Source organism: Actinacidiphila sp. bgisy144 (assembly GCF_057708105.1).
In genome coordinates, this window is sequence record NZ_JBYIRM010000034.1 from 46942 (window position 1) to 59051 (window position 12110).

The 12110-nt window shown below is 72.6% G+C and carries 12 protein-coding genes; 6 read left to right on the top strand and 6 right to left on the bottom strand.

The features are described from left to right. Positions 1–13: 13 nt before the first annotated feature. The 4 genes from AC3EVP_RS30355 to AC3EVP_RS30370 all read right to left on the bottom strand — a co-directional run bounded on the left by AC3EVP_RS30355 (position 14) and on the right by AC3EVP_RS30370 (position 3696). Positions 14–1282 (bottom strand): ATP-binding protein, encoded by a 1269-nt coding sequence (locus tag AC3EVP_RS30355; RefSeq protein WP_435135446.1) that lies wholly within the window; start codon positions 1280–1282, stop codon positions 14–16. A gap of 12 nt (positions 1283–1294) precedes the next feature. Beyond that, positions 1295–1969, bottom strand: coding sequence for a response regulator transcription factor (locus AC3EVP_RS30360; RefSeq protein ID WP_335971143.1), 675 nt, complete (start codon positions 1967–1969; stop codon positions 1295–1297). Between the two features lie 67 nt (positions 1970–2036). Then, positions 2037–3110 (bottom strand): lysylphosphatidylglycerol synthase domain-containing protein, encoded by a 1074-nt coding sequence (locus AC3EVP_RS30365; RefSeq protein WP_435135450.1) that lies wholly within the window; start codon positions 3108–3110, stop codon positions 2037–2039. 217 nt (positions 3111–3327) lie between these two features. Beyond that, entirely contained in the window at positions 3328–3696 is a 369-nt protein-coding gene (locus AC3EVP_RS30370; RefSeq protein ID WP_335971146.1) for a VOC family protein, read from the bottom strand. Between the two features lie 128 nt (positions 3697–3824). On the opposite strand from AC3EVP_RS30370, the gene AC3EVP_RS30375 reads away from it, so the two are divergent. Further along, a complete protein-coding gene (locus tag AC3EVP_RS30375) occupies positions 3825–4382 on the top strand; it encodes a CGNR zinc finger domain-containing protein (protein ID WP_435135453.1) in 558 nt (185 codons plus the stop codon). 76 nt (positions 4383–4458) lie between these two features. On the opposite strand, the gene AC3EVP_RS30380 is transcribed toward AC3EVP_RS30375, so the two are convergent. Continuing rightward, positions 4459–5799, bottom strand: coding sequence for a UDP-glucose dehydrogenase family protein (locus AC3EVP_RS30380; protein WP_335971149.1), 1341 nt, complete (start codon positions 5797–5799; stop codon positions 4459–4461). A 237-nt stretch (positions 5800–6036) separates the two neighbouring features. Between AC3EVP_RS30380 and AC3EVP_RS30385 the strand changes: the two genes are divergently transcribed. From AC3EVP_RS30385 to AC3EVP_RS30400, 4 genes are all read left to right on the top strand, one after another. Beyond that, on the top strand, positions 6037–7164 hold the full coding sequence (locus tag AC3EVP_RS30385; protein WP_435135455.1) for an LCP family protein: 1128 nt from the start codon (positions 6037–6039) through the stop codon (positions 7162–7164). Between the two features lie 132 nt (positions 7165–7296). Then, positions 7297–8457, top strand: a complete 1161-nt coding sequence (locus AC3EVP_RS30390) for an acyl-CoA dehydrogenase family protein (protein WP_335971152.1) — start codon at positions 7297–7299, stop codon at positions 8455–8457. Between the two features lie 369 nt (positions 8458–8826). After that, positions 8827–9519, top strand: coding sequence for an LAETG motif-containing sortase-dependent surface protein (locus tag AC3EVP_RS30395; protein WP_435135458.1), 693 nt, complete (start codon positions 8827–8829; stop codon positions 9517–9519). A 146-nt stretch (positions 9520–9665) separates the two neighbouring features. Beyond that, complete coding sequence (locus tag AC3EVP_RS30400) at positions 9666–10085, top strand: hypothetical protein (RefSeq protein ID WP_335971156.1); 420 nt, start codon at positions 9666–9668, stop codon at positions 10083–10085. An 87-nt stretch (positions 10086–10172) separates the two neighbouring features. Here AC3EVP_RS30400 and AC3EVP_RS30405 read toward each other — a convergent pair whose 3' ends face one another. Further along, positions 10173–11393: an LCP family protein gene (locus tag AC3EVP_RS30405; RefSeq protein ID WP_335971158.1), complete on the bottom strand. Its 1221-nt coding sequence runs from the start codon at positions 11391–11393 to the stop codon at positions 10173–10175. A 249-nt stretch (positions 11394–11642) separates the two neighbouring features. On the opposite strand from AC3EVP_RS30405, the gene AC3EVP_RS30410 reads away from it, so the two are divergent. Then, entirely contained in the window at positions 11643–12110 is a 468-nt protein-coding gene (locus AC3EVP_RS30410) for an acyl-CoA thioesterase (protein WP_335971301.1), read from the top strand.

Sequence of the window (12110 nt, forward strand, 5' to 3'; positions counted from 1 at the left end):
CTGCCCCAGCGCCTCAGCTGATGACCTCCTGGCGCGGTGGCGGCGGGGTGATCTCCTGGGCGAGGAAGAGGGCGAAGACCGGCGGCCGCTGCTGGAGCAGTTCCAGCCGCCCGCCGTCCGCCTCGGCGAGGTCGCGGGCCACCGCGAGGCCGAGCCCGGTGGAGTTGCGGCCGCTGACGGTCCGCTCGAAGACCCTGGCGCCCAGGTCCGGCGGCACCCCGGAGCCGTCGTCCGACACCTCCACCACGGCCTGGTTGCCGGTCACCCGGGTGTGCAGGGCGAGGGTGCCGGCGCCGTGCATCAGCGAGTTCTCGATCAGGGTGGCGAGCACCTGGGCGACCGCGCCCGGGGTGCCGACCGCGCGCAGCCCGCGGGTGCCGGACAGCTCCACGGCGCGCCCCTCGTTCTGGTAGGCCGGCCGCCACTCCTCGACCTGCTGCCGGATCACCTCGTCGAGTTCGAAGTCGACCGCGGAACCGCTGCGCGGGTCGCGTGAGTTGGTCAGCAGCCGCTGCACGACGTCGGTGAGGCGCTCGACCTGGCCCAGCGCGATCGCCGCCTCCTCCTTCACCGCCTCGTGGTCGTCGGCGCTGTCCATGATCTCCTCCAGCCGCATGGACAGCGCGGTCAGCGGGGTGCGCAGCTGGTGGGAGGCGTCGGCGGCGAGCCGGCGTTCCGCGGTGAGCATCCGGCCGATGCGCTCGGCGCTGGCGTCCAGGACGTCCGCGATCCGGTCGAGTTCCGGCACCCCGTAGCGGCGGTGGCGGGGGCGCGGATCGCCCGAGCCGAGGCGCTCGGCGGTCTCCGCGAGGTCGGTGAGCGGGCTGGCCAGCCGCCGTGCCTGGCGCATCGCCAGCACCACCGCGGCCAGCACCGCCAGCAGCGCCACCGCGAGGATCACCAGCAGGGTGCGGCCGATCTGCCGGCTGACGGTGGAGCGCGACTCCTCCACGGTGACGGACTCGCCGTGGTCGCCGCGCTGCGTGGACTTCAGGACCGCGCCCGAGGGCCGGTCGCCGAGGTGCACCTCGGGCCGTCCGGGCACCCGTACGAGCGCGTACCGGTTGTCGGCGATCTGCCGGTCCAGGCCCTTGGCGTCGACCGACTCACCGGCCAGGATGCGGTTCTCCACGATCCCGGTGAGCCGGACCGCCTCGGACTGCACGCCGTCCTGGGCGCTGCTCTGGATGGTCCGCGCTTCCACGATCACCAGGGAGATGCCGAAGACGGCGATCACGACGAGCACCACGGCCAGCGTGGAGGTGATCAGGCGGCGGCGCATCGAGCGGGCGGGTCAGTTCTTCTCGAAGCGGAAGCCGACGCCGCGGACGGTGGCGATGTAGCGCGGGTTGGCCGCGTCGTCGCCGAGCTTCTTGCGCAGCCAGGAGATGTGCATGTCCAGGGTCTTCGTCGACGACCACCAGGTGGTGTCCCACACCTCGCGCATCAGCTGCTCGCGGGTGACCACCCGGCCGGCGTCCCGCACCAGGACCCGCAGCAGGTCGAACTCCTTGGCGGTGAGCTGGAGTTCGTCGTCGCCCATCCAGGCGCGGTGCGACTCGACGTCGATCCGCACCCCGTGCGTGGAGGGCTGGGCGGACTCGGTGGTGCCGCGCCGCAGCAGGGCCCGGACCCGGGCGAGCAGTTCGGCGAGGCGGAACGGCTTGGTGACGTAGTCGTCGGCACCGGCGTCCAGGCCGACCACGGTGTCCACCTCGTCGGCGCGCGCGGTGAGCACCAGGACGGGGAAGGCGTGTCCCTCCGTGCGGATGCGGCGGCACACGTCCAGACCGTCCATGCCGGGCAGGCCCAGGTCGAGCACCACCAGGTCGACCGCGCCGAGCAGCGCGGTCTCCAGCGCGGCGGGTCCGTCCTCGCGCACCTCGACCTCGTAGCCCTCGCGGCGCAGGGCGCGTGCGAGCGGTTCCGAGATGGATGCGTCGTCCTCGGCGAGAAGTACGCGGGTCATGGGCTTGATGGTAGTCCGCGCCGGGCCCTGGCGGCCCGGTGGTCCACAGACCCGTGGCGGCGGCCGGTCAGAGCACCTTGCGGCGGATCAGGGCGCTCAGGGTCAGGGCGGCGGGCAGCAGCGGCAGCCACACGGTGACGATCCGGAAGGCGAGCACCGCCGACGCGGCCGCCCCGGTGGGGGCGCCCGCGGCGACCAGGGCGATCGCCAGGGCCGCGTCCACCGAGCCGATGCCGCCGGGGGTGGGCACCAGGGCGGCCGCGCAGGTGGCGGCGAGGTAGGCGAGCGCGACGGGCACCGGCGCGACCGGCAGGTCGAGGGCGCGGGCGACGGCGGCCATCGACGCGGCCTGGATCAGCGGGAAGACCAGCGATCCGCCCCACAGCGCCAGTGCGCGCTCCGGCCGCGCGTGCAGGGTGCGGGCGTCGGCGAGCGCGTCGGTGACGAACCCGGCGACCGCGCGGCGCAGCGAGCCGGCGAGCACCAGGGTGAGGACGGCCGCGGCGGTCACCGCGGCGGCCGCCGCGGCCAGCAGCAGGAGCCCGTCCCCGTCCGGCAGCAGGCCCTTGGCGTGCAGGGCGTGCGGATTGGCGGCGAGCAGCACCAGCAGCAGGCCCACGCGGCAGCAGGACTCGGCGAGCGAGTACAGCGCGAGGGCGGCCGTCGCGCGGGCCAGCGGCACCCCGTTGACGCGCAGGAACCGCAGGTTGACCGCGCTGGCGCCGAGCCCGGCGGGGGCGAGCTGGCCGGCGGCGGTCGCCGCGAACTGGGTGGCCAGCAGCGGGAGCCGGGGCAGGGGTTCCAGGACGGTGCCCTGGCGGGCGACGGAGTTGGCGGCCCAGCCGAGGCCGGTGCAGGCCAGCGCCGCCAGCAGCCAGCCGGGGTCGGCGGAGACCAGGTCGTGCACGCCCGACGCCATCAAGGAGCGGTGCGCGAGCGCCCACACGCCGACCAGGACGGCCGGCACGAGCCCGGCGGCGGTACGCAGCGGCAGGCGCCGCCACAGGGCCCTGCCGGCCCGCCCGGGCTGGTCCTGGGCCTCCTCCTCGGCGGCGGTGTCCGCGCTGCTCGTGCCGGCCGCGGGCGGGCCGGGCGCCGGGACGCGCGTCCTGCGGCGGACCCTGGCAGGCGTCCGCGGCATCGCACCCGCCCCCCGCCCCGCTCGTCACCGGCCCGGCGCCGGCCGGTCGCCGGCTGCCGGACCCGGCCGGGCGGCCGGGTCCGATCGCAGCATCGCGGGGCCGGGCTACGGCGGGGATACGCCCAGGCCACGGATGGGACACGTCCTGGAGTCGGGCGGGCCGGGCGCCGCGCGGCCGGGTCCTACTGATGTCCGACGGGCGCCGACGAGTGCCCGGTCAGCAGGCGCACAGGCAGAAGGGGTGGCCCGCCGGGTCGGCGTACACCCGCCAGTTGCGCGTGCCGCCCTGGTCGCCCTCGAGCAGGGTCGCGCCCAGGGAGAGGACCTGCTGCTCGGCGGTGTCCATCTGCTCGCGCGGCACCGCGATGTCCAGGTGGAACTGCTGCGGCCGCTCCGGGTCCGGCCAGGCCGGCGCCCTATGGGCGGGGGCGAGCTGGAAGGACAGCCGCTGCCCGTCCTCGCGGTTGAGGTCGACCCAGGTGCTGTCCTCGGCGTCGACGGTGCCGCCGACCAGTTCCGCGTAGAAGGCGGCGAGCGAGGCGGGGTCCGGGCAGTCGAGGACGACAGCGCCGAGGGTGCCGATCATGCGGGCTCCATAAGGTGTCAGGCGGCCCGGGAGCGTTACCTGCTTCCGGTCCTTGCTGGTAACCGTTACCTCATGATGGCGGCATTGGGGTAACGCTGCAAGGCTGATTCGGCAGTAACGTTGCGGGGGTGGAGCAGCCCGGAGACCGCCATGCCGCACCCCAGTCGCTTCGGCTGGTGCAGGACCTGGTCAACACCGTCGACCTGGAGGACACGGAATCCGACGCGCTGGGCAGCCCGGAGGCGCTGGCGGCATGGGCGCGCGAGCACGGGATCACAGCGGGCGGCGGCTTCGACTGGGCGGGGCTCGACATGGTCCTGACGCTGCGCGAGGCGCTGCGCGACGCCTGCTCCGCGCACGCGGGCACCGACATGGCGCCGGAGGCGGTCGCCGCGCTGGACGGGCTGCTGGCCGCGGCCCCGCTGCGGCTCGCGGTCGATCCGGCGGGCGCCGCCACGGTGGTGCCGGGCCCTACGGACGACGGCGTCGCGGCCCTGACCGCGCAGGTGGCCGCGGCGATCGCGGCGGCCGCCGCGGACGGCACCTGGCACCGTCTGAAGGCGTGCGCGGCCGACACCTGCCGCTGGGCCTACTACGACCGCAGCCCGGCCGGCCGCGGCCGGTGGTGCTCGATGGCGGTCTGCGGCAGCCGGGCGAAGATGCGGGCCTACCGCGGCCGGAAGTGAACGCGGCGGCGCACAGGACACCCTGACACGCAGTCAGGCGGCGCCTGGGGCGGACGAGGCCGCGTGCCCCGCGTCGTTACGCGTTGGGGCGGCCCATCGCGCGGAAGGTCCAGCCCGCCTTGCGCCACAGCTCCGCGTCGAGCGCGTTGCGCCCGTCGAGGATGTGCAGCTGCCCGGCCACGTCGGCCAGCGCGACCGGGTCCAGGTCGCGGAACTCGCGCCACTCGGTGAGGTGCAGGACGATGTCCGCGCCGCGGACCGCGTCCAGGGCGCTGTCGGCGTACCCCAGGGTCGGGAAGAGCCGCCGGGCGTTGGCCATGCCCTTGGGGTCGTAGACGGTGACCTGGCCGCCCTGGAGGTGGATCTGGCCCGCGACGTTCAGCGCGGGGGAGTCGCGCACGTCGTCGGAGTCGGGCTTGAAGGCGGCGCCGAGCACCGCGATCCGGCGCCCGAGGAAGCTGCCGCCCAGCGCCTCGCGGGCCCACTCCACCATGTGGGTGCGGCGCCGCATGTTGACGGAGTCGACCTCGCGCAGGAAGGTCAGCGCCTGGTCCGCGCCCAGCTCGCCGGCCCGCGCCATGAACGCGCGGATGTCCTTGGGCAGGCAGCCGCCGCCGAAGCCGATCCCGGCGCGCAGGAACTTCTTCCCGATCCGGTCGTCGTGCCCTATGGCCTCGGCGAGCACCGCGACGTCGCCGCCGGCGGCCTCGCACACCTCGGCCATGGCGTTGATGAAGGAGATCTTCGTGGCGAGGAAGGCGTTCGCGGCGGTCTTGACCAGCTCGGAGGTCGGGTAGTCCGCGACGATGAACGGCGTCCCCTCCGCGATCGGCCCGCCGTAGACCTCCCGCAGCAGGGACTCGGCGCGCTCGCTGGCCACGCCGACCACGATCCGGTCCGGGTGCAGGGTGTCCTGCACCGCGAAGCCCTCGCGCAGGAACTCCGGATTCCAGGCCAGCTCGACGCCGTCGCCCGCCGGTGCCAGCTCGCGCAGCATCCCGGCCAGCCGGGCGGCGCTGCCGACCGGCACGGTGGACTTGCCCACCACCAGCGCGGGCCGGCGCAGGTGCGGCGCGAGCAGGCTGACGGCGCTGTCCACGTAGCTCATGTCGCAGGCGTACTCGCCCTGCTTCTGCGGGGTGTTGACGCAGACGAAGTGCACGTCGCCGAAGTCGGCGACCTCCTCCCACGACGTGGTGAAGCGCAGCCGCCCGCTGGAGCCCTCGATCCCGGCCACGTGCTTGGCCAGCAGGTCCTCCAGGCCGGGCTCGTACATCGGCACCCGGCCCTGGGCCAGGGTGGCGATCTTGCTCTCGTCGATGTCGAGGCCGAGCACCTCGAATCCCAGCTCGGCCATGGCGGCGGCATGGGTGGCGCCGAGGTAACCGGTGCCGATGACGGTGAGCTTCAGAGGCATGCGCCGAAGCATAGTCCGGACCGGCTCGGCCGAATCCAGCGTGCGGCGGCGGCCGAGGGGCCACAATGCGTCCATACGGCCACAGGCCAACCGGGGTGGGGGTGCGTCATGGCGTACGAGGCTGGACCGGACGGCACGGGCGAAGATCCGAACGCCTCCTCGGGCCCGGAGCAGGCACCCTCCGAACCCGCACCCTTGGACCCCCGAGGCCGGCCCGCCGAGCCCGACCCCGCACCCATGGACCCCCAAGGCGGGTCTGCCGAGCCCAGCCCCGAAGGCCCCGCACCCAAGGACCCCGGCCCCGAGGACCTCGCGCCCGACCGGCGGGCGCGGCGGCGGCGCCGTACCCGCCGGGTCCTCTACGCCGCCCTGAGCCTGCTGTGCGTCGGCGCCCTGCTGATCGTCGGCACCGGCTACTGGGCCTACCACCACTACACCGGCCGGGTGCAGCGCATCCCCAACGCCTTCCCCACCGACGTGCCGCAGTCCGCGGTGCCGCAGCCGTCCCGCAGCGGCAGCCAGACGTTCCTGCTCGTCGGCCTGGACGCGCGGTCCGACCTGCCCACCACCGGCAAGGGCGCCAAGGCGCCCGAGTGGAAGCCGGGAGCCCAGCGCAGCGACACGATGATGCTGGTGCACATCCCCGCGGACCACAAGAACGCCTACGTCGTCTCGCTGCCCCGCGACTCCTGGGTGGACGTCCCCGGCCACGGCAGGGCCAAGCTGAACGCGGCCTTCTCCTGGGGCGGCCCGCCGCTGCTGATCGACACGGTGCAGCGCCTGACGAAGGTGCGGATCGACCACCTGATGGTGATCGACTGGAGCGGCTTCAAGAAGCTCACGGACGCGATCGGCGGGGTGGACATCACCGTCGACAAGACCGTCTCGCGGCGCAACGGCCCCGGCGGCGTGTGGACCGCGGGCACCCACCACATGGACGGCGCCGAGGCGCTGGACTACGTCCGTGAGCGCTACGGCCTGCCGCGCGGCGACCTCGACCGCACCCACCGCCAGCAGAACTTCCTGCGCGCCGTGCTCGGCAAGCTGCTGTCCACCGGCACCTTCACCAACCCGCTGAAGCTCAAGCGCACCCTCGACCAGGTCACTTCGGTGGTCAGCTTCGACGACCGGCTGACCGACAGCGACCTGCGCGACCTGGTGTGGCACCTGCGCGGGGTGCGGTCGAAGGACATGGCGTTCATGAACGCGCCGGTCGCGGGCTTCGACACCGTCGACAAGCAGTCGGTGGTGCTGCTGGACGCCAACGCCTCGGACGAGCTGTGGGAGGCGATGCGCAACGACACCATGGCGCACTACCTGGCGACCACGGACGGCGTCGACACCCTGGGCAAGAACGTGTCGTGATCGGCGCGGCCCGGTGTCGCCAACGTCACGCAGGGGAAAGATCACAGGCGCGGGCCCGTTGGCACCCGCCGCCCCGCAACCGTAGGGTTGCGGAGTTACTGAACGGTAGCAAACACTCGGGAGTGAGACTTCATGGCCGCAGCCGACTTCGACCTGTTCCGGACCTCTGAGGAGCACGAGATGCTCCGCGACGCCGTCCGGTCGCTCGCCGAGGCCAAGATCGCCCCCTTCGCCGCCGAGGTCGACGAGCAGTCGCGCTTCCCCCAGGAGGCGCGCGACGCCCTGGAGGCCAACGACCTGCACGCCATCCACGTACCCGAGGCGTACGACGGCTCCGGCGCCGACGCGCTGTCCACCGTGATCGTGATCGAGGAGGTGGCGCGGGTCTGCGCGTCGTCCTCCCTCATCCCGGCGGTCAACAAGCTGGGCTCGCTGCCGGTCCAGCTGTCCGGCTCCGAGGAGTTGAAGGCGAAGTACCTCGGCGCGCTGGCCCGCAAGGAGGGCATGTTCTCCTACGCGCTGTCGGAGCCGGACGCCGGTTCCGACGCCGCGGGCATGAAGACCCGCGCGGTGCGCGACGGCGACACCTACGTCCTCAACGGCGTCAAGCGCTGGATCACCAACGCCGGCGTCTCGGAGTACTACACGGTGATGGCCGTGACCGACCCCGAGAAGCGGTCGAAGGGCATCTCGGCGTTCGTGGTCGAGAAGGGCGACGAGGGCGTCTCCTTCGGCGCGCCCGAGAAGAAGCTCGGCATCAAGGGGTCCCCGACCCGCGAGGTCTACTTCGACAACGTCCGCATCCCCGCGAGCCGGATGATCGGCGAGGAGGGCACCGGCTTCGCCACCGCGATGAAGACCCTGGACCACACCCGCGTCACCATCGCCGCCCAGGCGCTCGGCATCGCCCAGGGCGCGCTGGACTACGCCAAGGGATACGTCCAGGAGCGCAAGCAGTTCGGCAAGGCCATCGCCGACTTCCAGGGCATCCAGTTCATGCTGGCCGACATGGCGATGAAGCTGGAGGCCGCCCGGCAGATCACCTACGCCGCCGCCGCCAGGTCCGAGCGCTCCGACGCCGACCTGACGTTCTTCGGCGCCGCCGCCAAGTGCTACGCCTCCGACGCGGCCATGGAGATCACCACCGACGCCGTCCAGCTCCTCGGCGGCTACGGCTACACCCGGGACTACCCGCTGGAGCGCATGATGCGCGACGCCAAGATCACCCAGATCTACGAGGGCACCAACCAGGTCCAGCGGATCGTGATGGCCCGTCAGCTCCTCAAGGGCTGAGCCCGCCGGCAGGAGTGGGAGGCGCCACCGCGGGCCCGGCCGTTCCCGGCCGGGCCCGTGTGCAATTGCCGCCGGACCGGCGGGTGCGCTCGCGGGCGCGGCGGCCCGCCGGCGGTGCGCGCGTAGGACGCCGTCGAGGGGTGCCGGGGTTCCCCGCGTCTCAACTCTGTAATAAACCCACACGGGATCGCGACGGTTTGTGTGAACTTTGTGCACGTGGACAGGTTTAGCGGTCGGTTTGCGACCAATTGACAAGCGGTTGCGCTCGCTTGTAGAGCTGTGTGGGCCATTGGCGGTGACCGGGGGGTCACTGTGTCACATGCCTGATGGCCATCCGCACTTCTGCTCCGATTTCTGTGAAGGGCAAACGTGTCCATATCCTCCCGCCGCACCTCCCTGACGGTGCGTTACGTAGGCGTTGCCTCCGCCGCAGTCGCTCTCGCGCTCGGCGTCGCAGGCACCGCGTCAGCCTGCAACATCAAGGACTTCTCGTTCACCGGCTCCGCCACCTGCGACCAGCAGAGCGGCAACGGCGTCATCACCGTGCACGACACCGACCGCACCCGTCCGGTCACGATCACGGTCAAGGACGACAGCGGCAAGCAGGTCGCCCAGCAGAAGTACACCGACAGCGGTGACTTCACCATCTCCGTGCCGTGGTCCGCGGGCGCGCACTATCAGGTGCTCGCGTCCGTCCAGGGGTACTTCGACAACCAGTCGGTGGCCAACGGCGTCACCCTGCCGAACACCGAGTGCGGCGCGTCGGCGCCCACCTCGCCCGCCTCCCCGTCGGCGCCCGCGACCGCTCCCTCGGCCTCGCCCTCCACCTCGCCGTCGACGTCGGCCTCTTCCCCGGCGGCGTCCGACAGCCCGAGCGCCGTGGCGAGCACGTCCGTCGCCGCGGTGGCCGACACCAGTTCCCCGTCGCCGAGCGGCAACCTCGCCGAGACCGGTGGCGGTAGCAACACCGGGATGATCGCGGGCATCGCGGGCGCCCTGGTCGTCGTGGGCGGCGGCGCCGTCTTCGGTCTGCGCCGGCGCAGCGCTTCCGCGCGCCACTGATCCGAAGTCCGGTCACGGGTTCGTCCCAAGGACGCTCCGTGCATGTCCCCGACACGTTCGAGGGCGATACGCTGCGACGCCGCCGCCGGTCCGCCGGCGGCGGCGTCTTCGCATGTCAGCACGTCGAACACAATGGGGGTACGTCCATGGCCATTCGCAAGTCCACCATGCAGGAGCAGGTGGCGCAGGCCATCGCGCAGATCAACCCGGCCGACCGGCCGATCGCCACGATCCACGTCCAGACCGGCCCGAGCCCGTGGTTCATCGCGGCCATCGGCGCCATGGGGACGCTGTTCGTGAAGTACTACTTCGTCACGGTCACCGAGCAGGCCGTGGTCTTCCACAAGGCGGGCCGGATGAGCGCCCGTCCCAAGGAGCTGGTCGCCGCGATACCGCGGCAGGAGGCCGCCCGCCTCATCAGCGAGGTCCACCGCAACACCATGTGGAGCTCGCTGAAGTTCCAGCTGCCCGGCCAGCAGAAGCCGACCCGGCTGAACGTCGCCCGCTACTGGCGCAACGAACTGGACCAGTGGGTGCCCGCGGCCACCGGGATGCGCGCCGCGTGACGCACGGCAGCGGCCCCGGTACCCCCTCTCGGGTTCGTGGGGCCGGGGCCGCTGCCTGTGGGACTCCCGTACGAGGCGGGGCGCCGGTCAGCCGGTGGTGGTGCCGACGTCGACCTTCTCGTCCTGCTGGAGCTCGCCGAAGAGCTGCTTGGACTTCGTCTTGTCCCACAGCACCGAGTCGCCGTCGCCGGTCTGGTAGTTGGCGTTGGCTATCGGCACCGTCAGCTGCTTGCCGTCGCCGCCGCTGACGCCCTTCATCGCGAAGAACATGTGCGTCAGGTCGAGCAGGCTCATGTTCTTGTCCACCACCAGGGTGTCCAGACCCGAGCCGATCACCGGGTAGAGCTTGAACGGGTTCAGGATGGTGGACGGCGACGCCGCCTGGTGCGCCAGCGTGGACAGGAACTGCTGCTGGTGCTTCATGCGCCCCAGGTCCTGGTCCGCCTCCTGGTGCCGCTCGCGGACGTAGGCGAGGGACTCCTTGCCGTTGACCTTCTGGCAGCCCTTCTGCAGGTCCGCGCCCGACGCCTTGTCCTTCAGCGGCGCGTCCAGGCACAGCCGCACCCCGCCCAAGGCGTCGACCAGGTTCACGAAGCCGGAGAAGCCGATCTCCGCGTAGTGGTCGATGTGGATGCCCGTGTTGTACTCCACGGTGCGGGTCAGCAGCTCGGGGCCGCCGTCCGCGTACGACTTGTTGAGCTTGTGCGTGGAGGCCGGGTACTGCTTCTTGGTCTCCTTGCCGTAGAACGACGGGATCGTCACGTAGGAGTCGCGCGGCAGGCTCAGCATCGTGGTGCCGTTGCTGCCGGTGTGCAGGATCATCATCGAGTCGGTGCGCTGCCCGGAGTCGGAGCCGGTGTGCAGCTCCTTCTCCTGGGCCGCGGTCAGGCCCTCGCGGCTGTCGGAGCCCACGATCAGGTAGTTGGTGCCCTTGCCCTTGGCCGGGGCGCCCGCCTCCTTGTTGATCGCGCTCAGGTCCACCTCGCGGCGCACCTTGGAGTCGGCCCAGAAGTACGTGGAGACGGACACCACGAGCAGCACCACGACCAGGCCGAGCGCGGTGTAGCCGATCTTCCTGCGGGTGCTCCAGCGCGGCCCGCGCGGCCCCCGGCCGCCCGGTCCACCCGTGCTCGGCGGCCCGTAGCCGCCGGAGCCGGCGCCGGCGCCAGGCTGCGGGCCCGGCTGCGGCCGCCGTGCCTGCTGCGGCGGGACACCGCCGTGGGCGGCGGCTCGACGCGGCGACAGTTCAGGGGGCAGCGGCGGCTCGGAGAGCCTGCGCTGCTCGGTGTCATCGCTCCAACCGTTCATGCCCGCCAGTGTGCCCGGCCCCGGCGCGGGACCGGCAATCACCGGCGGTTCTGTGGCAGACCCGATGCATTCGGCCACCGGCCGTAGCGCTCCCGCGACAGAAGGGCACACGACCGCGACAGTCTTCACCACCGGCATACAGTTGACGGCGTGATCGACTCATCCGCGCCGGAACCCCTGCCCACCCCGCAGGTCCCGGTCCTCCCGGGGAAGCCCACCTCCGCCTCCCGCATCACGCTCTCCCACATCATGAGCGCGCACGACACCAACCTGCTGGGCACCGTCCACGGCGGCGTGGTGATGAAACTGGTGGACGACGCGGCCGGCGCCGTCGCGGGCCGCCACTCCGAGGGGCCGGCGGTGACCGGCGCCATGGACGAGATGGCCTTCCTCGCCCCGGTCCGGGTCGGCGACCTGCTCCAGGTGGAGGCCCAGGTGAACTGGACCGGCAAGACGTCCATGGAGGTCGGCGTCCGGGTCGTCGCCGAACGCTGGAACAAGGCCGGCCCCGGTGAGCAGGTCGCGACCGCCTACCTGGTCTTCGTGGCCGTCGACGCCGAGGGCAAGCCGCGCCCGGTGCCGCCGCTGATCTGCGAGAACGACCGGGACCGGCGCCGCTGGCAGGAGGCCCAGATCCGCCGCACCCACCGGCTGGCCCGCCGCCGCGCGATCCTGGAGCTGCGCCGCGAGCGCGCCGCGGAGGGCCTGGACGGCTGA